Genomic DNA, 21,065 nt, shown 5'->3' with positions numbered 1-21,065 from the left:
GCCGGAGAGTTATGGTCGATTATCGCGCTGCGCCGCCTCCTTGAATAGACCGGGCGAGCTCGGCCGAATTGCCCGCTTCGCTTAACGAATGCGCGAGACCGCTTTCAGGACGGCATGGCCTTCGGCCGTCACCTGAATATGCCGATCGTCTGACGCCAACGGATCAAAGGCGATCAGTTGCCGCTCCAGTAATGTGAAAATCTCCTCGCGGTCGGATCCAATCTGATCCGGGGCGTCCCACACCATCATCAACGTGGTGATTTCGTGCGGACTTAGCATCGTGAGCATAGGGTCCTCGCATCGAAACATTCGGGTTTTTGATAACTGCGCCGACACATGGCGACACCACATCGCTGCGGTGCCGACAACAATGCGACGCAGGGCCAATGACCACGGCCAAAACGGCGCCGTCAGCGTGTCCGTCGGAGCGTTCGTGCGGACGGCTTGTGCGCCGCGCAAGACTTTTAGAAGCGCGGAAGGTTGCCGGAATGAAATTCGACTTGCGATCCGACGATCTTCAACCATTCCGCGTGGGTGTTCGAGGCAATGGCGGCAAGTTGACCGCCATACGACAACGCGTTCTTCGTGCTCGACTGCAAGAGCTTCGTATGGTGCGCGATGGCATGCTCCGGAGCCTTGTGCGACAGCGCTTCAGACCAATACGACCGGCTTTCGGAAAGCGCCTGTCGAGCAGCCTGCAGGTTGAGTTGAATCATTTGCTCGCAACCAAGGAACGCCTGGTTCGCGAGCGCAAACGTGGTGGTCGCAGTGGCTTTGCTCGACGCAACAAGTTGATCCGACGTGAAACCCGTCATTTGTACGCTCCCTTGTATGGTTCGACACAGACCGTGCATTTGCCCGCGTGAAAAAGGTGCGCAGGCGGCCAGGGCAAGCCGGGCAACTTCGACTCTTTCCCATCCGAATACAATGTCAATATAGCTTGATGATTTTAGCTTGATCGTATTGAATCAGGTGAACCGCGCCGTAGGTGGATGCCCCAACTCGGAAACGTTACCAATCACACCGATTGAGCAAACATGCGGAAACGAAATGAAGGTCGGGTCGTTCGCAGTCCGTTACCCGACAGTCTGCTCGGCGCCGGTAGGTCACTGCACACAAGGCGCCTCAATCGCGCTGAGAGTCGAATCGAGCTGTGCCCCGATGGTGTTGGAGGCGTGAATATTGGGCGCGATAGACTATGACGCATTCTTCCGACCACAATGCGGCGACCACGTTTCTGGACCGCCCGCCCACGGCACGGATGCACGGGCAGTCGCCTTCCGCGGGCAGTCACCGAACTAAAAGCGACGATGACATTGCAGGTCGATTCGTCGATGGGAGTTCTCTATGCCATACAAACACATTTCAAGTCACTTCGACGCCGAACTGCAGCACCTGTCGTCCAAATTTCTCGAGATGGGGGGAATCGTTGAGTCGCAATTGAATGATGCGATCGCGGCGCTGAACCACTTTGACTTGGACTTGGTCGAGAAGGTCATTGCCACGGAGCATCGTCTCAACGAGATGGAAATCGAGATTGATGCCGAGTGCTGCAACATTATCGCGCGACGCCAACCCGCCGCGTCCGACCTGCGACTACTGGTGGCGATCTCAAAGGCCATCACCAATCTCGAGCGCGCCGGCGACGAAGCGCGTAAGGTCGCGAAGCGGACCCGGCGTATTGCCCAAGAGGGCGCCGACACGAAGATCAACATTGCAGAAATACTGATGTCCGGCCAGTTGGCCGCGGCCATCCTGCGCCATGCCCTCGACGCATTCGCACGACTCGATACCAGTGCCGCCGCGCAAATCTTGCGCGACGACGAGGCGATCGATGCTCAATACCGCGGATTCATGCGCAAGTTGGTCACATACATGGCTGAGGACCCTCGTGTCATCTCCGCCGCGCTTGACTACCTGGCCATCGAATCGGCCATCGAGCGCATTGGTGACCATGCGACAAATCTGGCGGAACTCGTCATCTATATCGTCAAGGGAACGGACGTCCGGCACATGCCCCGCGAGCAAATCGAGCAAGAAGCCCTGCGCAAATGAAGGTTTGACAACCCGGCGCCGAGTTGAACATGCGGTTCGAACGCAGGATCTGTGGAGCTAACGACGAAGCCGAATGCAGTCTCACGAATCCGCACGACCTGAGCGTATCAAAGAGATATGCACGTGTTCCTCCTCGGCGGCCCCCTATTTGGGGAGGATTGGAATCTACTCCAATCAAGTCCATTCCCGTGCGCCCATATCGGTCTCGTTACCGCTTGCGATGACCGAGGGTAACGACGGGCATTGACTGGCATCGCGAGCGTCAACGGCGGAATTGCTCAACGCTCGGACCCGACAGCGAGCGACGCAATCATGATCTCCGTATCGATCTGCAACCCGATAGCCCGCCAAAGAAGGATTTCACGCGCCACAACGGGGGGAGACAGCAACCCTTTGATTTATTGCGATAATATTTTGGGGGCGGAGCGATAAGCCTTGTCGGGTCGAGATCGACCTACCCCTGTGAAATGCAACGAAATCAAGAGTACCCCAGGACCGGAAGAACTTCTTCGTCACGCAGCTCGTGTTCTGGGTACTCGCGGCCATCGACGGCCACGCGAAGAATTTCAGCATCGCGCACCTGCCGGGCAATACGTATCGGAGCACGCCGCTGTACGACGTGCTGTCCGCGCATCCGATCATCGGCACGCGACGCAACCAGCTGCCGCCGCGACGCGCGCGGCTGGCAATGGCCGTGTGCGGGAAGAATCGCCATTACGTGATCGCCGACATCCAGCCGCGTCACTGGATCGCGCAAGGCGCGCGTGTCGGTCTGACCGAACACGAGGTCCGCGCGGCGATGGCGGGCGTGGCCGCCCGCACCGAACCGGCGATCGCCGACGTCGCGTCGCGCATTCCCGCGGACTTCCCGGCAGACGTGTCCGATGCGATCTTCGACGGGATGCGCCGCCAGGCACGCAAGCTCGGCGCGGCCGACTAGCCGGTGCGGGCGCGGCCGCTCTCCGGCGGCGGGTCGTCCACCTGGACGATGCGGCGCCGCGCCGGCTCCGCACAATGGTCGCCATGCCTATTCCCGACGCCTGCCCGACATGGAACCCGCCGCCCTCGATACCGCGTTCAGCCCGCTGCAGATCGGCCCGCTGACGCTGCGCAACCGCCTGATCAAGTCGGCGACCAACGAAGGAATGACGCCGAACGGCGTGCCGTCGCGTGCGCTCGTCGGGTTTCATGAGCGCATCGCCGAAGGCGGCGCCGCGCTGACAACCATCGCGTACTGCGCGATCAGCGACGACGGCCGCACGTTTGTCGACCAGGCGCAGCTCGATGCGCCGACGGTCCGGCAATTCCGTGCGCTGACCGACGCGGTGCATCGCCACGGCGCGGCGGCGTCCGCGCAGATCACGCACGGCGGCTGCTTCACGTTCCTGCCGTCACTGTCGACGAAACGACCGTTGAGCGCATCGGGAGGGTTCAACAAGGTCGGCGTGATGAGCGGCCGCTTCCTGAAGCAGGCGATGACGCGCGACCAGATGACCGTGATCGCCGACCAATTCGCGCGTGCGGCGCGGCATGCGCGCGACGCGGGCTTCGACGCGGTCGAGATCCACATGGGGCACGGTTATCTGCTGAGCCAGTTCCTGTCGCCGCTGTACAACCGTCGCCGCGACGCGTACGGCGGCGATGCGGCACGGCGCGCGGCGTTCCCCGTCGAGGTGCTGCGCCGCGTGCTCGATGCGGTCGGCCGCGATCTCGCCGTGGTCTGCAAGATCGGCGTGACCGAAGGCGTGCGCGGCGGCGGGACGGCCGACGACGCATGCGAGATCGCGCGGCGGCTCGAGGCCGAAGGCGCGCATCTGCTGGTATTGAGCGGCGGGATGAACGTCGAGTCGGTATGGCAGCTGTTCGGCAGCCCGCTGCCCGGCGATGCCCGCGCGAACGCCGACAACGCGATCGTGCGCGCCGCGATGGCGCTGCAAAAGCTCACCGAACCGAAGCTGGGCGCGTTTCGCGAAATGTATTTCCTCGAGCATTCGAAGAAAGTGCGCGCGACCGTCCGGATGCCGCTTGCCTATCTCGGCGGCGTGCGCTCGCGCGAGAACGTCGCGCTGGCGATGCGCGAAAGGTTCGACGCAGTGGCGCTTGCCCGCGCGCTGGTATTCGAGCCGGGCTTCGTGAACGGACTGCGCGACGGCCGAATCGCGCGGTCGGGCTGCACGTCATGCAACCGCTGCGTCGTGTCGATGTACACGCCCGGGGGCACCGCGTGCGTGCTGAAGGAGCCGAACGACCCGGCGCCGAACCGCGTGCCGGCGGTGGGTGCTTGAGGTCGGGCCGCGACTGATGCCGCGCTCGCGGCTACCGATGCGCCCCTCTGCCGTTCAGCCGGCGTCGCGGGCGCGGGCCAGCGCCGCGAGGTTCCCTTCCCCGAATCCGTGGTGCCCTTGCCGCTGCACGATCTCGAAGAAGATCTCGCCGGGCCGGCGCTTGACGAAGGTCTGGAAGAACAGCCGCGGCACGCCATCGCTGCCGATTTCGCCGTCGACCAGCACCGCGCGGCGGCGCAGCGCATCGAGATCGACGCCGTGCCCGGGCAGCCGCGCATCGACGTCGTCGTAATAACGCGCCGGCGGCTCGATGAATTCGACGCCATTCGCGCGCAGCGCATCGATGCTCGCCAGGATGTCGTCGGTCGACAGCGCAACGTGCTGAACGCCTTCGCCGGGATGGTCCGGCAGATACGCGTGCATCAGCTCGGTGCGCCGCGTGCCTTCCTCGTACACAGGAATCCGCACCGCGCCGCACGGCGACACCATCACGCGCGACTCTTCCGATACATGCCAGTGCGCATCGATTTCATGGATTTCGCGGAAGTGCAGCAGGTCATGGTAGAAGTCGAGCCATTCGCGCATGCGCCCCGCGCCGACGGTCTGCGTGAAGTGGTCGACCTGTTGCAGGCCCGTGCCCACGCAATCGTGATCGGTATGGGCGGTCGCGATGTCGATCGGCCGGAAATCGATATCGAAGATCGAGATGTCGCCGACGCCGCCGCGCTGGCCGTCCCGCCCACGCCAGCGGTCGACGAAATAGAGGTGCGAATCGCCAATGCCCTGGATCGCGGGAATCTTCAGCTCGCCGACCCCGATCCGCTCGCCCTCGAACGCCCACGCGCCCAGCTCGATCGCCCGCTCGAACGCGCGGCGCGCGCTCGCCACGCGCAGCCCGATCGCGCAGACGCCCATCCCGTATTCCTCCGCATAGCGCGCCGCGAACGATTCGGGCTCGGCATTGATCAGGAACTGCATCTGCCCTTGCCGGTACAGCGTGACGTTCTTGCTCACATGGCGCGCGATCGCCTTGAACCCGAGCTGCTCGAAGCGTTGCGCGAGGGCGTCCGGCACCGGCGCCGCGAACTCGACGAATTCGAGTCCGGCCATCCCGAGCGGATTGGCGGCCGGATCGGCGACGGGCGGCGTATCGCTGGACAGGGGGTGGGAATTGCCGGGCATTCCAGTCTCCGGGGCATGATGGGGATGACGCCCGGCGCGTGCGGCACACCCGGCCGATGCGACGGCCGGACATCCGCCCGATCCGGGCGAGGTTTTGATGGTCCAGATTTTAACCAGATCGTTCACGGCGGCACACCCTGGCCGAACGGGATATGGGTACCTCGCTTAGTGCAAACCCGAAAATCGTTCGATAATCGCACAGAATAGAACGATAATCGCGCACTTTGACCGATCGGCCAATTGCCGTGACGGCGCGCGCACCCTATTCTCCGCTCACCCTATCGACTTAGTGCAGCATCGGACGCGGCGCCGCCACGATTCCACGATGCGCCGTGCCAGGAGACTTCGCCATGACCCCAACCTTCGACACCCTCGACGCCGCCGCCGGCGCCCGCGCGCGCAGCCAGGCCCGCAAGGCCGCGATCGGCAGCTTTGTCGGCGCCGTCGTCGACTGGTACGACTTCCTGCTGTACGGGATCGTCGCCGCACTCGTATTCAATTCCGAATTCTTCCCGAAGATCAGCCCGACCATGGGCACGCTCGCGGCGTTCGCGACCTTCGGCGTCGGCTTCCTGTTCCGTCCGCTCGGCGGGGTCGTGTTCGGCCATTTCGGCGACCGGCTCGGCCGCAAGCGGATGCTCGTGCTGACCGTGATGCTGATGGGGCTGTCGACCGTCGCGATCGGCCTGCTGCCGGGTTTCGCGACGATCGGCTGGTGGGCGCCCGTGCTGCTGGTGCTGATGCGTGCGATCCAGGGCTTCGCGGTGGGCGGCGAATGGGGCGGCGCGGCGCTGATGGCCGTCGAGAGCGCGCCGAAGCAGAAGAAGGCGTTCTACAGCAGCGGCGTGCAGGTCGGCTACGGCGTCGGGCTCGTGCTGGCGACGGGGATCGTGTCGATCCTGAGCCATACGCTCGGCGAGGCCGCGTTCAAGTCGTGGGGCTGGCGCCTGCCGTTCGTGTTCAGCATCGTGCTGGTGCTGATCGGGCTGTGGGTCCGCAAGAGCATGGACGAGTCGCAGGAGTTCGTCGAGAAGGTCGAGCACGGCAACCGCAAGCTGCGCCTGCCGGTGCTCGAAGCGCTGACGCGCCATCCGAAGGCGTTCCTGCTGATCGTCGCGCTGCGGCTCGCCGAGCTGTTCACGATGTATATCGTCACGGCATTCGCGCTCAGCTATTCGACGTCGAACCTGGGCCTGTCGCGCGACCTGTTCCTGAACATCGGCCTGCTGGTCGGCGCGGTGAGCTGCGTGACGATCCCGTGCTTCGCCTGGCTCGCCGACCGCTTCGGCCTGCGCCGCATCTACCTGATCGGCGCGGTGATCGGCCTCGTGTCGGCGGTGCCGTTCTTCGTCGCGCTGGAGTCGCGTTCGATCGCGTGGATCGTCGTGTTCTCGATCCTGTTGGCCAATGCCGCGCACGACATGGTCGTGAGCGTCCAGCAGCCGCTCTTCACCGAGTTGTTCGGCGCGGAATACCGCTACAGCGGCGCAGGCGTCGGTTATCAGTTCGCGAGTGTGGTCGGCGGCGGGTTCACGCCGTTCATCGCCGTGGCGCTGGTCAGCATGGCCGGCGGTTCGTGGCACTTCGTCGCCGCTTATCTCGCGGTGGGCTGCCTGATCTCGCTGGTGGTCGCCGCACGGATGCGCGCGGCGCAGTGACGCAATGATTGCATGGCCGGCCCGCTGCGCGGCCGGCCATTTCCGCACCGGCTTCCCGCTGCCGGCAGTCGGGCGCAACCCGCGCCCGCCCAACGTCAAACACGGTCAATCCTGCACGCAGAAGCCCCTTTTCCCCGCTGAACATTCCACGCCGCGCGCCGACCAATGGCATCATATGGGCCTACGTCAGTCACCGATACGCCCCCATATCATGTCGAATCTCATCGTCCACGGCGGCACTCCGCTGCGCGGGGACATCAAGCCGTCCGCGAACAAGAACGCCGTCCTGCCGATTCTGTGCGCCACCCTGTTGACCGATCAGCCGCTGCGCCTCGTCGGCGTGCCGGACATCACCGACGTGCGCAAGATCCTCGACATCTTCCGCACGCTCGGCAGCGACGTGTCGGTCGACTTCGCCACGGGCATCCTCGAGCTCCACCATCGCAACACGACGTTCGATCCGGCCGTTCACCGCCTGCCCGAGGCGATGCGCTCGTCGATCATGCTGATTCCGCCGCTGCTCGCGCGCTTCGGCGTCGCGCGCCTCGAGAACGACGTGAAAGGCTGCACGCTCGGCGTGCGCGAGATCGATCCGCACGTCGAGGTGTTCGAGCGCTTCGGCGCGCATATCGAGCGCACGCCCGATTCGCTGATCGTTCGTGCCGATGGCCCGCTGACGGCCAACGATCACTGGTTCGACTACGCCTCGGTCACCACCACCGAAAACTTCGCGCTGTGCGCGACGGCGGCAAGCGGCACGTCCACGCTGATGAATGCGGCGTCCGAGCCGCACGTACAGGAGTTCTGCCAGTTCCTCGCGATGATCGGCGTCGCGATCGAGGGCATCGGCACGTCGCGTCTGTGCGTGACGGGCGGCGGCAAGCTCGGCGGCGGCGAATTCCGCTTCGCCGAGGATTTCCACGAAATCGCGACGTTCCTCGCGCTCGGCGCGATCACGGGCGGCGACATCGCCGTGCGCAACTCGTCGCCGGAGCATTTCCCGCTGATCGACCGCACGTTCGCGAAGTTCGGCGTGACCGTCACGCACCGCGACGGCTGGTCCCGCGCGGAACGCGACGGCCCGCTGCGCGTGCGCCGACCGTTCACGCAGAACATCCTGACCAAGGTCGAAGCCGCGCCGTGGCCGTACGTGCCGGTCGACCTGCTGCCGATCTTCATCGCGCTCGGCGTGCGCGCGGAAGGCAGCGCGATGTTCTGGAACAAGGTCTACGACGGCGCGCTCGGCTGGTCCGGCGAACTGTCGAAGTTCGGCGCGCACGTGCTGCTGTCGGATCCGCACCGGCTCATCACGTTCGGCGGGCTGCAACTGACGCCGGCGCGCGTCGAGAGCCCGTACATCATCCGCGTCGCGATCGCGCTGCTGATGGTGGCCGCGAGCATCGAAGGCCGCTCGGAAATCATGAACGCGCTGCCGATCCGCCGCGCGCACCCGCATTTCGTCGAAAACCTGCGTTCGGTCGGCGCGAACGTCGAGTGGACGAGCAGCGAGTAACACCCTGACGGTACGGCGCGCGTCATGCGAGCGCCGTATCGCACCCCGCATTCGGTCGCAGGCACCGCCGGCCGCCCCTCCCGCGTTACTCGCCTCCCCCGCAGGCGCCGTCGCCGGCGCCCATGTGGTCGAACCCGTAGAGCATCACGGCCGTCGTGCCGCGCGCGGGGTTGCTCGGGCGCTTCGCCAGGCTTTCATCGAGCGGGCTCGACGGATACTGGACGCTCGTGTCCATCAGGTTGTCCGGCTGCGTCCGCAACTCTGCTTCGGTCAGCTTGCGCCCCTCTGCACGCGGCAGCCCGAACGCGTTGCGCACGTCCGCTTCGTTCCACGTCCCCTTCAGCGTGACGGTGACCATTTGCAGGTCGCCATGCTCCCAGTCCAGGTCGACCTTCGTCGCGAGCGGATGCACGCTGGTCGCGAGCCGGTCGGGGAACGCAGGGCCTTCGTAGTACGCCTTCGTGTTCCTGCACGCGTCACCGGTGTTCCGGTACTTCTTCAGCGTGCAATTGAAGCGCCTGTCACGGTAGCCGAACACCGTTTCGACGTAGCAGCCGAATTTCGGCGACGTCATGCGCGGCCATGCACGCACGTCGACGGTTGGCTTCGGGAGCGTCGCGCCGGTCGAGGGATTCGCCGCGGCAAGCAGCGGCACGGCCGCGACGAGCACGGCCAAAGCGGATTCGCGAATTTTCATTGTTCTGTTCCAGTCGGGCTGGCGATTCTAGCGCGGCTTTGCAAGCATGCACGCGCGACCCATACGGCGCAGCGTACGAGATGGCGCGCGAATCGGTTGTTGTCGACGCTCATTTCCCCACGCTCGGGCCGAGCGTCCAGCGTCCAATCATGCAAGCTCGAACCCGTGCGCCCGGCGGCGCGCCCGCAGCCGGTTCGATTTGCGCGATAATCGCCCACTCCCGCGCGATCACCGCGCACTCACACGTCGCTGCCCACGATGAAAAAAACCGACCTCGACCGACGCGACTGGATCGCCGGCCTCGAAAAAGGCCTGGCGATCCTGGAAGCGTTCGACAGCCAGCACGCGCGGATGACACCCACCCAGGCCGCCGCCCGCACCGGCCTCACGCGCACGGCCGCGCGGCGCTACCTGCTGACGCTCGAATCGCTCGGCTACGTGTACACCGACGGCAAGCTGTACGGCCTCACGCCGCGCGTGCTGCGGGTCGGCTGGTCGTACTTCGATTCGGCGCGGCTGCCGCGCACGGTCCAGCCCTATCTGCAGCAACTGAGCGCGTCGCTGAACGAATCGGCGTACGTGAGCGTGCTCGATGGCTGGGAACTCGTATTCATCGCGCGCAACGGCGTGTCGCGCGTGATGACGACCGGCTTCGTGCTCGGTGCACGCGTGCCGGCGCCGCTGACGTCACCCGGTGTCGTGCTGCTCGCGCATCATCCGGATCGGGAGGCCGTCCGCGCGTGGCTCGCCGACGCCGAACTCGCGCCGTTCACGCCGCACACGATCACCAACAAGGCACGACTGCTCGAACAGGTCGACCACGCGCGCGACGCGGGCTTCGCGGTCATCGAGCAGCAACTGCAGGTCGGCGTGCGCGGCATCGCGGTGCCGTTGAAGAACCGTCATGGCGAAGTCGTCGCCGCGCTGAGTACCAACATGCCGATCGGCACGGAATCGACGGACGCGGCCGTGCGGCGCGTGCTGCCGCATCTGCAGGAAGCCGCGCTGGCGATGCTCAACGTGCTGTAGGGATTCGGGGCAAGCGAGCCCGCCGTCCGTCCCCCTGACGGTCACCCGATCCGCCACCAGCGCGGCAGCAGATCGCGCACCTCCCGACGCCGGTAACGATCGTCGATCAGATGCACGACGCCCTCGTCGTGCTCGGTGCGGATCACGCGCCCGGCCGCCTGCACGACCTTCTGCAAGCCCGGGTACAGATACATGTAGTCGTAGCCGTTGCCGAAACGCGCATCCATCGCGCGCCGCATCTGTTCGTTGACGTCGTTGACCTGCGGGAGCCCGAGCGTCGCGATGAACGCGCCGATCAGCCGCTCGCCGACGAGATCGACGCCTTCCGAGAACGCACCGCCCAGCACCGCGAAGCCGACACCGCGCCCGCCCGCGTCGAAGCGCGCGAGAAACGCGTCGCGCTCGCTTTCTGCCATGCCGGGCGCCTGGGCCCACACGGGCACGTCCGGATGGCGCGTCTGCATCAGCGCGACGACGCGACCGAGATAGTCGAAGCTGCTGAGAAAACCGAGGTAGTTGCCGGGCCGCGTCGCATACTGCGCGGCGATCAGGTCCGCGATCGGTTCGAGCGAACGGTCGCGGTCGCGCCAGCGGGTCGACACATGGCTGGCGACGCGCACGGTCAGTTGCTCGGCGCGAAACGGCCCGTCGACGTCGAGCCAGCCCGTGTCGGCCGGCAACCCGAGCGTGTCGCGATAGAAATGAAACGGACTCAGCGTGCCGGAAAACAGCACGGTGGCGCGCGCGGCTTCGTAGCGCGGCGCGAGAAAGGCGGCCGGAATCACGTTGCGCACGCACAGCGTCGACTGGATGCGGCGCCGGCGCCCGGCCGGCGCGACGCCGTCGAGCCCCGACTGGCGCGGCAGCGGCTCGCCGTGCAGCGTCGCGTCGAAGATCGACGCGCTGTCGAACGCATCGGCGAGCACGCCGAACTGGATCGCCTCGAAATGAAAGCGCAGCAGCGCGTCGCCGTTCGCGCGCGGCGCATCGGTCAGGTGTTCGCCGATCGCCGCGACGAGGTTCTGCACCGCCGACACGATGGGGCCCGGAATGTCCGGATAGGCCGCATAGCGCTCGGCCTGTGCGCGATTGACCGTGCCCCATGCGCGCGCGAGCCGGTCGAACGCCTTGCGCAGCGCCGCCGGCGCCGCCTCGCGCGCGGCCTCGAACGCGAACGGGTCGAGCGACGCGCTGTACATCCTGCGGGCGCGATCGAGCAGGTTGTGCGCTTCGTCGACGAGCACGCCGACACGCCACTGGTTCTGCTGCGCGAGCGTGTGCAGCATCGCGCTGCCGTCGTAGTAGTAGTTGTAGTCGCCGATCACCATGTCCGACCAGCGCGCAAGCTCCTGCGCGAGGTAGTACGGACAGACGTCGTGCGCGAGGGCAGCCTCGCGCACGGTGCCGCGATCGAGCAGCCCGGCGCCGATCGCCGCGTCGCGCGCGGCCGGCAGCCGATCGTAGAAGCCTTGCGCGAGCGGACACGATTCGCCGTGACACGCGCGGTCCGGATGCTCGCACGCCTTGTCGCGCGCGACGAGCTCCAGCACGCGCAGCGGCAGCGCCGGCGTACCGGCGCCGAGCGTCGTCGCCGCCTCGAGCGCGAGCGCGCGGCCGGGCGTCTTCGCGGTCAGGAAAAACACGTGATCGAGCTCGCCCTCGCCGCACGCCTTCAGCAGCGGGAATACCGTGCCGAGCGTCTTGCCGATGCCGGTCGGCGCCTGCGCCATCAGGCAGCGTTCGTCGCGCGCCGCCCGATAGACGGACACCGCCAGCTCGCGCTGACCGCTGCGGAATTGCCCATGCGGAAACGCCAGCGCACGCAGCGCCGCATCGCGGGCCGCGCGATGCGCGGTCTCGCGCTCGGCCCAGCCGACGAAGCACGCGCATTGCTCGGCAAAGAACGCGGCGAGCACGCCCGCGCTGAGTGTTTCCGTCAGCACGGTCTCGCGCTCGGACACGATGTCGAAATACACGAGCGCGACGTCGATTTCCGCGAGGCCGCGTGCCTCGCACATCAGGTGCGCATAGACCTTCGCCTGCGCCCAGTGCAGCGCGCGGTGATTGGCCGGCATCGCATCGAGGCTGCCGCGGTAGGTCTTGATCTCCTCGAGCCGGTTCGCGACCGGGTCGTAACCGTCCGCGCGTCCGCGCACGGTCAGCGTGCCCCACGTGCCGGTCAGCGCGATCTCGGTTTCGTAGCGCGCGCCGCGCTTCGACGTGACCGCGCCGTGACCGGCGATGCCTTCGAGCGCGGTCGGCGCGGGCGTGAAGCGCAGGTCGAGATCGCCGCGTCGCGCGGTGAACTCGCACATCGCCCGCACGGCGACGACATAGCTCATGCGGACAGCCCCGCTGCCTCGGCCTGCGCGACGTCGGTGCCCGCCCATTCGACATCGACGACACGCACCGGAATCCCGTGGGCAAGGCAGTACGCGAGCCAGCGCGTCTGGTTGTCCTGCAGACGGTCGCCGGGGCCCTTCACCTCGATCAGCTCATAGCGCCGCTCGCCGGGCCAGAAACGCACGAGGTCGGGCAGCCCCGAACGGTTGCTGCGGATGTCCGCGAGCAGGCGCGTGAACCACAGCCGCAGGTGCTCGGGCGGCAGGCAGGCCAGCGCCTCGTCGAGCAGTTCGTCGGTCAGCACGCCCCAGAACACGAACGGCGATTGCAGCCCCGACTTCGTCGCATGGTGCCGGCGGATCGTGTCGCGGTACGCGCCGGAGTCGAGCTGGGCGAAACAGGCGGCGAACGCGTCCGTGCGGCGCACCGCGAAATCGGGCGCGTGCAGGTCGGCCGGGCCGCGCTGGAACGGGTGAAAGAACGCGCCGGGCACGGCCGCGAACACGGGCTCCCAGCACAGCAGCCCGAACAGTGAATTGATCAGCGTGTTCTCGACGTAATGAACCGGCGTGTGGGGCTGCGCAAGATGGTCGCGCACCGCGAATTCGACGCTGACGAACGCTTCGGGACGCGCCAGCACGAGCGTTTCCCGCGGCACGTCCGGCGCGCTGCCCGCGCGTTCGACCCGCTGCCCGAGACGCCGCTGCAGGCGCGGCAGCATCCGCTCGACGCGCTGGCGTTCTTCGTCGCTTTCGAAACCGCCGCGCGCCTCGAGCGCCAGCGTGAGTGCGTCGTCATCGCGTCCGCAGCGTTCGAGCACGCGAATACGCCGATGCCGGCTGCCCGGCCACGCGCTGCGCGCATACGCGTCGAGCGCGGCGTCCCAGTCGGCGCGCCGCTCGCAGGCTTGTCCGAGCGTGAACAGCAGCTTCGAGCGGCGGGTCGCGAGCCACGGCTGCGCGCAGCCGACCGCGTCGATCGCCCGCAGCAGGTCGTCGAACGGCAGGTCGTCGGGCCAGGCGTCGAGGGCTTCGCGGCAGGTCTGCAGCGCGAGATACGCATCGACGTCGGTGCGCTGCTGGAACGCACGCGAGGACGGCGCGAACGGCACGCTTTCGTACTGGAACACGCCGAGATCGGCGAGCACGAATTCGCTCCAGTCCTGATGGAGATTGCCGAAGAACATCAGCCGCAGCCGGTCGCATAGCGCGCCGACCGTCACGCGCAGCACGCAATCGTCGGCCTGCGCGCACCACGCGTCGAGCGGCTGCGCGACGTCGTGCGCGAGCCGCAGCCGTTCGAGCCAGTCGGGCTTGCGCTCGCCCGCGTGCGCGGCGAGTGACGGGAACGCCTTCAGCAGATCGGCCTTGGTGGACAGCGCGAACAGCTCGTCGAGCGTGAGCGCGGGCGCCGGATCGATCCAGCCGAGTGCGACGAGCGGCGCGGCTGCGTCGAGCGTGCTGCCGATTTCGTCGTACACGAGCTTGCTCGCCCGGAAGTCGGAGCCGCTGCGCATCAGCATCCGCACGAGCAACGCGCGCGACGCTTTCGGCAACTGCGCGAACTGCCGCAGAAACGCGTGTTCGTGCGCGTCGAGCAGGTCGTCGTAACGCTCGCCGAGCCAAGCCAGCGCGCGTTCGAAATTGGTCAGGTAGTAAAACGCCGGAGGCGTCGGCGATGCAGGCGTCACGGGGGATCGATCACTGTACGTTTGTACAGGTAGCAATCATATCAAATGTGACGAAAAATGCCGCACGCCGCAGCGCCCGCCCGCCCGACCCGCCGGCGCCAATCCGGTCAGAACTGGTAATTCACCGACATGTCGAACACGCCGTTCGTCGACTGCTGCGTGATCGGGCTGCGCCTTGCGCGGCCGACGAGCTGCTCGATCGCGCCGTCCACCGTCACGAACCAGTGCTTGTTGACGAACCAGACCATCGTCACGCCGGCGCCGAACGACTTCATCCCGGCTCCCGGCGAATAGGTCGACAGGCCCGAACGCGCGGACGCCCCCTGATTCACGCCGAACCAGCCGTTCATGTAGCGTGAATCGGCAAACGACACGGTCGGGCCGGCGAACCAGAAGAAGTGCTCGTTGCTGCCCGGCATCGGCATGTACGCGGAAAAATCGCCGACCCAGCCATTCGAGCCGCCGATGCTGCGCCGGACATCCGCGCGCAGCACGAGCGGAAACTCCTTCGAGATCACGTAATCGGCCGCGAGCTTCATCACCGGCGCCGCGTTGATGTTGTCGAGCCCGTTCAGGTGGTCGAGATCGTCGGCCGAGCGGCGCCCGAGGTCATAGCCGACCGACAGGCTCACGCGCCAGTTCGGCCCGCGCAGCACGTTCGCGCCGAGCCCGTCGCCCGTCGACAGGAAGAACAGGTCGCGATAGCGCACGTCGAAATTCGGGCCGCCCATCACGCGGTAGCGGTCGGAACCCGCGTAACGCGGCTGCAGCGTCATCGCGGCGCCCACGCTCACCTGCCACGTGGGGACGGTCGGATTGAACAGCTTCTGCAGCGGCACCCCCGCCGAGTATTGCCATTCGCCGAGCGGCGAAGGCGTCTGGGCCGACGCGTCGCGGGCGCCGGCGGCCGCGAGCGCGGCGAAGGCCGACAGGCCGGACACGAACCGGCGGGTGGCGGGTGACAGCAACGGGCGAGCAACGGTCATCAAGGCGGTCTCCGTCGGTTGTGCGAAACGAACCTGCAGGAAAGCGCGTCGCGCTGGTCCAGCTGCAAAGGCAGGCAGCTGACGGCGCGAACGTAGCGTGCGCTGAATTAACGAACATCCTACGCGAGGCGTAGCGAACCCGCAAAGCGCCCGTTGAGCACGGGCACTTTGCCGGTTTCCGGCACGAGCGGGCGGATGGTTGCGGAATCAGAAACGCTCGACGTGGTAGTCGCCGGCGAGCGCGGCCGGGCTGCGCTTGGACATCATGCGCGAGAACCCATCCGCGAGCCGCCCGAGCGCGAGCTGCTTCTGGCTCGCATCCCAGTGCGTGTAGGTGTCGTAGGCGGAATCGTCGAACGACACGGTGACGGCGACCGGGCGGCCGCTGGCGCGAAAACCGATATGCAGCACGCCGCCCGGCAACTCCTCGATGTGATAGCGCAATGAGCGCGACTCGAAATAGCGGCCCAGCACCTGGGCGATCGCGCGCTTGTCCGGTGATTGCACGTGAATGTCCATGATGGTCCTCCTTTCAGTGATCGCGCGGCCGGCCGCGTTACGCTGCGCCCGCCCGGCATCCGCATCGGCGGCGGCTGCGACGGCGGATCGCCATGCGGCGGGCCCAGGGGCACGGGCGGATCCACCGGATCGTCGTGCTCGGGCAGCGTCGGGTGGGGATCGACGTCGGGTGTCGGTTCGGGACGGTGCAGCATGGATGGCGTGTTCATGTCGCTCCTGCGCGGCGGCTCGCGCGTGTCGATTGGCGCGGCGACCGTTCGCAAGCAGCGTGCCTGCGCATCATTGCCGACACGCGGCGCGTCATCCGTCCTAAGCTCCAATCAGCAGCGACACGATGCACCCTTCGGCGGCGCGCTTCACCGCGAGCGCGAACTGAATCGGACGGCGCGCATCGTGCGACCAGCGCCCCGCGTAGACGGTGTGTGGTTCAGCCGGCGGCGGGTGCGAGGTGTCCACCGGTCCGGCCGGCTCAACAGGCTGCGAGCGTCCCGCCGCCTCACCCCGCACGGGCACGGCGCTTGCGCTTTTCGTTACGTGTAAGGAGGTTCGATCATGACCGCTCATGCCCCCGGCCGCCGCGATGCCGTGTCTCCGGCTGCTGGTAGAGTCCTGCGCGCCGCGTCGCGCAAGCCGTCCGATGACAAGACGGAGGAGCGCATCGACGAAGGGCTCGATGAGAGTTTCCCGGCCAGCGATCCGCCCGCCGTTGGCGGTGCGACCCGTATCGACCCCGCGAAGCCGTCCGGCCACCGCGAACGTCGCGCGCCCGACACCCCACCACCGCCCCGCGATCACGGCTGACGGCGGCACCCCGGCCCACCTTGCGCGGCAGCGTAGCGCGGGACCGGCACAACCGGAGTGAAGTGATGAACCGCATCGAACGTGCATGGAACGAAGTCAGCGGCGCCGCGGGCGTCGCGGCACTGGCCGCGATCGAGAGCGCGCTGGTGCTCGCCATCGTTGCGATGACGGGCGTCGGCCACTGATCGTCGCTGGCCGTCGCTTGCGGCCCGGCCACGGCTACCGCCGTGGAAGATGTACAAGCCGACTGGCAAATTTCTCCGTGGCCCGGCCGCGCGGGCCGCACGCGTGTCGATTGAAGGAGGCACGCGTTCTGCTCCCGGTTCGTCTCGCTCACGAAGGAGGCGTTCATGTATCGCGTCAATGAAATCATGTCGCGCGACGTGGTATGCGTCGCGCCGACCGACACGATTCGCCATGCGGCCCAGTTGATGCAGCGCTTCGACATCGGCGTGCTGCCGGTCTGCGACGGCAACGAGCTCGTCGCGATCGTGACGGACCGCGACCTCGCGGTGCGCGCACTGTCGCACGGGCATTCGCCCGACACCCCGGTGAAGGCCGTCGCCTCCGCGCCCGTGCAGTGGTGTGTCGAGGACGACGGCGTCGGCGATGTCCAGCAACGAATGGCCGACTTGCAACTGCACCGGATGCCGGTGCTCGATGCCAAGCACCAGATCGTCGGCATCGTGTCGCTGGGCGACATCGCGACGCGCGCGGGCGGGCCGGCACGCGACGAACTGGCCAATACGCTCGAGGACGTGTCCCTGCCGCGCCGCCGCTGAAGCAGCCGGCCCTTACCTGCGCGGCCGCGAGCCACTGCGCCGCGCCGCTTCGACCAGGAGAAAAGCGATGACAACGGACAGACCGTCGCCCAGGCAGGCGCGCATCGTCGGCGACAGCGGCCGTTCGGCCGGCGGGCCGGGGCCGGACGTGATGGCCGCCGGCACGCTGGAGGGCGATCACGTCCTGACGATCGACGGCGACGACATCGGCAAGGTCACGAACATCATGCTCGACGTCCGCTCCGGCCGGATCGCCTACGCGGTCGTGTCGTCGGGCGGCTTTCTCGGGATCGGCGACAAGCTGCTCGCGGTGCCATGGAACGTGCTGACGCTCGATGCCGAGCGCCACTGCTTCGTGCTGCCCGTGTCGACCGAGCGCGTGCGCGAAGCCCCTGGCTTCGAGAAGGACCGCTGGCCGACGATGGCCGATCCGGCCTGGGCCGAGGCGCTGCACACGTACTACGGTGCGTCGCCGTACTGGCTGATCGAGGAAGGCGAAACGCCGCTCGACGCGCCGCCTTACGAGGCGTCGCCGGGCGGCCCTGAAAGCGACACGCGGCACTGACCGACGCGCGGCGGGACGGCCGTGCGGATCAGTGTGCGGCCGCGATCGAATTCTCGAGCGCGCGCGCGGCGCTCAGATGCGCCTTCAGCGTCGGCAGCGCGCTTGCCGCGAACGCGCGAAGCTGCGGATCGCGCCCGTTGCGCGCTTCGGCTTCGTAGAGCCTGATCGCGGCCTCGTGCGCGTTCGGCCCCACCAGCGCGATATAACTCTTGTCGAATGCGCTGCCGTTCTTGGTTCGCAGCGCCGTCAACTCCGGATCGACGACCATGCGCGCCTGCACGGGCACACCCTTTTGCGCGCCAAGGCGGCGCAATCGCGTGGCCAGGCGGTCGTGATCATCGATCATCCGCCGCGCAAAGGCCTTCACGTGCGGATTCGATGACCGATCGAGCGCGAGCTCGCTCGCCTGCGACTCCGTCTTGCCGATGATGCCGGCCTTGTCGACGAATTCGGCGTCGATGCCGCTCGGCCGCCGCGTCATGTCCGCCTCGTCGGCGGTCTCGCCGGGACGAATGACGCCCGGCGCGACATGAATCGACGATGCTGCCGGCGCCTGCGCATGCGCCGGCAGGAATGCCGGCGCGCCGAGCACCGCGAGCATGGCCGATACCAGCATGCATGCGGTGCCGGCAAGCACGGCAAATTGGTGCGGGTTACTGTCGTTCGCTTTCATCCGGACCTCCGGATCCGTCGACGGATCGATCTGGCCGAACGCTGCGGTCCGTCCGTCATGCGCGACGATGTGCGGACGCGAGGAAATCGGTCCACGCACCTTCGCTCCATGCACCCTCGATGCGCTCAGTGGCGCCGCCCGGCTCCCCCCGCCGCGTCGGCCGGCGATACGTCGACGATCACGCTGGCCAGCGTCGGCACGTCGACGGGCTTGCATAGATACGCATCGAAGCCGGCGGCCATCACGCGGCTCCGGTCCGCCGTGCCCGCATGCGCGGTCACCGCGACGACGGGCAGGCGCCCGCCGCCGTCCGGCAAATGGCGAATGTGGTCGAGCAGCCAGAAACCGTCGCCGTCCGGCATCGCGAGATCGGACAGCACGACGCTCGGGTGCTGCCGCGCCACCACGTCGAGCGCGTCGTGTCCCGATTGCGCGGTCGACACCTGGGCGCCCAGCGTTTCGAGCGCTGCCGCGAGGCTGGCGCGCGACGTCGCGTCGTCGTCGACCACCAGCACGCGCCGGCCGTCGAGCGCGACCGCCGTCGACGCCCCGCTCGGCCGTACCGGGTGGCCGGTCGGATCGTCGGCACCGAGGTCCGCCGGCAGCATGACGGTCACGGTCGTGCCGCGCCCGGCGCCTTCGCTCGCCGCCGAGACCTCGCCGCCGTGCAGCCGCACGATGTTGCGCACGATCGACAGGCCGAGCCCGAGGCCGCGTTTCGGCAACGCGGGCGCGCCTTCCGGCCGGCTGAACGTATCGAACAGGTGCGGCAGCCGTTCCGCGGAAATGCCCTGCCCCGTATCGGCCACCGACAGCCGCACGCGCGCGCCGGCCGGGTTCAACGACACCTTGATGCGGCCGCCCGGCGGCGTGAACTTGATCGCATTCGACAGCAGGTTCGCCAGCAACTGGCGCAGGCGCTCGCCGTCCGCGGCGATCACGCAGCTGGGCATCGCGCACTCCGTCGACAGCTCGAGGCCGTTCGCCTCCGCGGTCTCGCCGAGTTCGCGCACCGCCTCCTGCACGATGCGCACGAGGTCGACCGGCGTGCGTTCGAGCCGCACGCGGCCCGTCGCGAGCGATGATGCGTCGAGCAGGTCGCCGACCATCCGCGACAGCGATCGCGCGCTGCGATCGATCGCGTCGATCGCCTGATGCGCGAAGCCCTGCCCCTCGCCGCTGCGCAGCACCTCGACCCATCCGTAGATCACGTTCAACGGCGTGCGCAGTTCATGCGACACGGTGGCCAGCAGTTCGTCCTTCAGCCGGTTCGACTCGTCGGCCTGCATGCGCGCGTCGCGCGCGCCGCGCAACGAGCGCAGGTCGCGCTGCTCGCAGCGACGACGTTCGCGCGCCTCGCGCAGCGTCATCGACAGGCCGGTGCAATTGCCTTGCGCGTCGACGATCGGCGACGCCGTGAAGGTCGCGCGGAAGCGGCCGCCGTCGCGGCGCAGGCACAGGACGTCGAGCGGGCCGGCTGGCGCGCCCGCATTCGCGAACGACGCGGGAACGGGATGCAATCGCAGCCAGCGCGGCGCGATCAGCATCGTGACGTCGTGCCCGATCGCCGCCGCCGCGTCGATGCCGAAGAGGCGCCGCGCGGCCGGGTTCCAGCTCGTGATCCGCCGTGCGACATCGACGCCGACGATCGCGTCGGGCGATGCATCGACCACGCGGCGCAGCAGGCTGTCGTCGGGGGAGCGCGCGGGGGATACCGGTTCAGGTTCGCGGCGCGGCGTGCGCGCGTCGTCTTCCGCATCCTCGGCACCGCGCAGCCGGTCGTTGGCGAGCAGCGGCTTGACGGCCGTCACGAGCACGCACTCGACGAAGCTGATCGCGACGAAAGCACCCGCTTGGGAGAGCAGGTCGGGCAGCGGCGCATCGCGCCACCACAAGCCGCCAATTACGGCGACACTCACGGCGCACGCGGCCACGCCGCCGGCGAACGACGTCAGCCAGGCTGCAGCCGCGACACCGGCGTAGAAAGGCAGCGGCGCGAACGGTTCGTGCATGCCGACGACGTGTATCGCCCACGCCTGCAGCACGGCCGCCACCCCGACGGCCAGCACGACCCATATGCCCTGCCGAAACAGCTCACGGCTAAAGGTCCTCATCGTTTCCCTGCATCGCCCCGGCAACCGTCGCTCGACGGCATGCCGCCTCGGCGGTCGACATCCGTCACGCGTGCCGGGCGAGCTACGTGGCGCAGCAACACGCGTGCCCAGTTGCGACGTGCCGCGCCATCGCCGCGTCACCGCCTTGATGCGTGGCGGCCCTGTCGCGCGGC

18 protein-coding genes and 1 pseudogene are annotated in these 21,065 nt (G+C 67.6%); 9 read left to right on the top strand and 10 right to left on the bottom strand.

The genetic code is table 11. The features are described from left to right. Positions 1 to 81: 81 nt before the first annotated feature. Both LMA02_RS35435 and phaP read right to left on the bottom strand, forming a co-directional pair. Positions 82 to 525, bottom strand: a complete 444-nt coding sequence (locus LMA02_RS35435; protein WP_324251313.1) for a hypothetical protein — start codon at positions 523 to 525, stop codon at positions 82 to 84. Then, complete coding sequence (gene phaP / locus LMA02_RS22680) at positions 465 to 815, bottom strand: TIGR01841 family phasin (protein ID WP_228909900.1); 351 nt, start codon at positions 813 to 815, stop codon at positions 465 to 467. Before phaP ends, LMA02_RS35435 begins: the two co-directional genes overlap by 61 nt. A gap of 532 nt (positions 816 to 1,347) precedes the next feature. Here phaP and phoU point away from each other — a divergent pair. The 3 genes and pseudogenes from phoU to LMA02_RS22665 all read left to right on the top strand — a co-directional run bounded on the left by phoU (position 1,348) and on the right by LMA02_RS22665 (position 4,340). Further along, on the top strand, positions 1,348 to 2,055 hold the full coding sequence (gene phoU / locus LMA02_RS22675) for a phosphate signaling complex protein PhoU (RefSeq protein WP_228909899.1): 708 nt from the start codon (positions 1,348 to 1,350) through the stop codon (positions 2,053 to 2,055). Between the two features lie 487 nt (positions 2,056 to 2,542). Further along, a pseudogene (locus LMA02_RS22670) lies at positions 2,543 to 2,995 on the top strand (HipA domain-containing protein); the annotation flags it as partial. A gap of 109 nt (positions 2,996 to 3,104) precedes the next feature. Then, entirely contained in the window at positions 3,105 to 4,340 is a 1,236-nt protein-coding gene (locus LMA02_RS22665; RefSeq protein WP_228909898.1) for an NADH:flavin oxidoreductase, read from the top strand. 54 nt (positions 4,341 to 4,394) lie between these two features. Here the strand turns inward: LMA02_RS22665 and LMA02_RS22660 are convergent, their stop codons facing one another. Beyond that, entirely contained in the window at positions 4,395 to 5,522 is a 1,128-nt protein-coding gene (locus LMA02_RS22660; protein WP_228909897.1) for a 4-hydroxyphenylpyruvate dioxygenase family protein, read from the bottom strand. 350 nt (positions 5,523 to 5,872) lie between these two features. Here LMA02_RS22660 and shiA point away from each other — a divergent pair, with 350 nt between their 5' ends. Further along, on the top strand, positions 5,873 to 7,180 hold the full coding sequence (shiA, locus tag LMA02_RS22655) for a shikimate transporter (protein WP_011658812.1): 1,308 nt from the start codon (positions 5,873 to 5,875) through the stop codon (positions 7,178 to 7,180). Positions 7,181 to 7,391: 211 nt separating this feature from the next. Then, on the top strand, positions 7,392 to 8,693 hold the full coding sequence (locus LMA02_RS22650; protein ID WP_228909896.1) for a UDP-N-acetylglucosamine 1-carboxyvinyltransferase: 1,302 nt from the start codon (positions 7,392 to 7,394) through the stop codon (positions 8,691 to 8,693). Between the two features lie 85 nt (positions 8,694 to 8,778). Here LMA02_RS22650 and LMA02_RS22645 read toward each other — a convergent pair whose 3' ends face one another. After that, complete coding sequence (locus LMA02_RS22645; protein ID WP_228909895.1) at positions 8,779 to 9,390, bottom strand: hypothetical protein; 612 nt, start codon at positions 9,388 to 9,390, stop codon at positions 8,779 to 8,781. Between the two features lie 258 nt (positions 9,391 to 9,648). Here LMA02_RS22645 and LMA02_RS22640 point away from each other — a divergent pair, with 258 nt between their 5' ends. Further along, positions 9,649 to 10,419, top strand: coding sequence for an IclR family transcriptional regulator domain-containing protein (locus LMA02_RS22640; RefSeq protein WP_006759962.1), 771 nt, complete (start codon positions 9,649 to 9,651; stop codon positions 10,417 to 10,419). A gap of 41 nt (positions 10,420 to 10,460) precedes the next feature. On the opposite strand, the gene LMA02_RS22635 is transcribed toward LMA02_RS22640, so the two are convergent. The 4 genes from LMA02_RS22635 to LMA02_RS22620 all read right to left on the bottom strand — a co-directional run bounded on the left by LMA02_RS22635 (position 10,461) and on the right by LMA02_RS22620 (position 15,957). Beyond that, positions 10,461 to 12,761, bottom strand: a complete 2,301-nt coding sequence (locus LMA02_RS22635; RefSeq protein ID WP_228909894.1) for an ATP-dependent DNA helicase — start codon at positions 12,759 to 12,761, stop codon at positions 10,461 to 10,463. Continuing rightward, entirely contained in the window at positions 12,758 to 14,452 is a 1,695-nt protein-coding gene (locus LMA02_RS22630; protein WP_228909893.1) for a VRR-NUC domain-containing protein, read from the bottom strand. The genes LMA02_RS22635 and LMA02_RS22630 overlap by 4 nt, the downstream gene beginning before the upstream one ends. A gap of 107 nt (positions 14,453 to 14,559) precedes the next feature. Continuing rightward, entirely contained in the window at positions 14,560 to 15,438 is an 879-nt protein-coding gene (locus tag LMA02_RS22625; protein ID WP_166723888.1) for a MipA/OmpV family protein, read from the bottom strand. A gap of 207 nt (positions 15,439 to 15,645) precedes the next feature. Beyond that, entirely contained in the window at positions 15,646 to 15,957 is a 312-nt protein-coding gene (locus tag LMA02_RS22620) for a hypothetical protein (protein ID WP_006750981.1), read from the bottom strand. A 552-nt stretch (positions 15,958 to 16,509) separates the two neighbouring features. Between LMA02_RS22620 and LMA02_RS22615 the strand changes: the two genes are divergently transcribed. From LMA02_RS22615 to LMA02_RS22605, 3 genes are all read left to right on the top strand, one after another. After that, positions 16,510 to 16,758, top strand: coding sequence for a hypothetical protein (locus LMA02_RS22615; protein ID WP_228909892.1), 249 nt, complete (start codon positions 16,510 to 16,512; stop codon positions 16,756 to 16,758). Between the two features lie 350 nt (positions 16,759 to 17,108). Beyond that, positions 17,109 to 17,540, top strand: a complete 432-nt coding sequence (locus LMA02_RS22610) for a CBS domain-containing protein (RefSeq protein ID WP_228909891.1) — start codon at positions 17,109 to 17,111, stop codon at positions 17,538 to 17,540. Between the two features lie 67 nt (positions 17,541 to 17,607). Then, positions 17,608 to 18,105, top strand: a complete 498-nt coding sequence (locus LMA02_RS22605) for a PRC-barrel domain-containing protein (RefSeq protein WP_228909890.1) — start codon at positions 17,608 to 17,610, stop codon at positions 18,103 to 18,105. 28 nt (positions 18,106 to 18,133) lie between these two features. On the opposite strand, the gene LMA02_RS22600 is transcribed toward LMA02_RS22605, so the two are convergent. Together LMA02_RS22600 and LMA02_RS22595 are read right to left on the bottom strand one after the other, a co-directional pair. After that, positions 18,134 to 18,778 carry a DUF4142 domain-containing protein gene (locus LMA02_RS22600; RefSeq protein ID WP_228909889.1) on the bottom strand — a complete coding sequence of 215 codons (645 nt, stop codon included), beginning with the start codon at positions 18,776 to 18,778 and terminating at the stop codon, positions 18,134 to 18,136. Between the two features lie 125 nt (positions 18,779 to 18,903). Further along, entirely contained in the window at positions 18,904 to 20,892 is a 1,989-nt protein-coding gene (locus tag LMA02_RS22595) for an ATP-binding protein (RefSeq protein WP_228909888.1), read from the bottom strand. Positions 20,893 to 21,065: the final 173 nt, after the last annotated feature.

The sequence above is a fragment of the Burkholderia sp. B21-005 genome (assembly GCF_020843965.1).
Taxonomy (GTDB): domain Bacteria; phylum Pseudomonadota; class Gammaproteobacteria; order Burkholderiales; family Burkholderiaceae; genus Burkholderia; species Burkholderia ambifaria.
This window is presented reverse-complemented; position numbering and strand designations above follow the sequence as displayed.